Consider the following 491-nt stretch of genomic DNA (forward strand, 5'->3'; position numbering starts at 1 on the left):
GTCCTCATCAATCTGTGGGTCCAGCGCACGGCGACCCGGAGGTGACCGCAATGACCGACAAGACGACCGGCACCGACGGTGCCGTCCGCACGGACACCCCGGCCGGCGAGGACCGCCCCCTGGTCGAGCTCCGCGCCGCCGGCAAGTCCTACGGCAACATCCGCGCCCTGCACGGCGTGGACCTGACCGTCCACCCCTCCAAGGTGACCTGCGTCCTCGGCGACAACGGCGCGGGCAAGTCCACCCTCATCAAGATCATCTCGGGGCTGCACCAGCACACCGAGGGCGAGTTCCTCGTCGACGGCGAACCGGTGCGCTTCTCCACCCCGCGCGAGGCGCTCGACAAGGGCATCGCCACCGTCTACCAGGACCTCGCGGTCGTCCCGCTGATGCCGGTGTGGCGGAACTTCTTCCTCGGCTCCGAGATGACCAAGGGCCCCTGGCCGCTGCGCCGCCTCGACATCGAGCGCATGAAGCGGACCGCCGACGAG

The 491-nt window shown here is 69.9% G+C and carries 1 protein-coding gene; it reads left to right on the forward strand.

The genetic code is table 11. The features are described 5' to 3' along the window. Positions 1-50 precede the first annotated feature (50 nt). A partial coding sequence (locus LPA54_RS36965; RefSeq protein WP_228984857.1) for an ATP-binding cassette domain-containing protein occupies positions 51-491 on the forward strand: 441 nt, incomplete at its 3' end.

The organism is Streptomyces sp. DH12 (genome assembly GCF_020873895.1).
GTDB lineage: Bacteria > Actinomycetota > Actinomycetes > Streptomycetales > Streptomycetaceae > Streptomyces.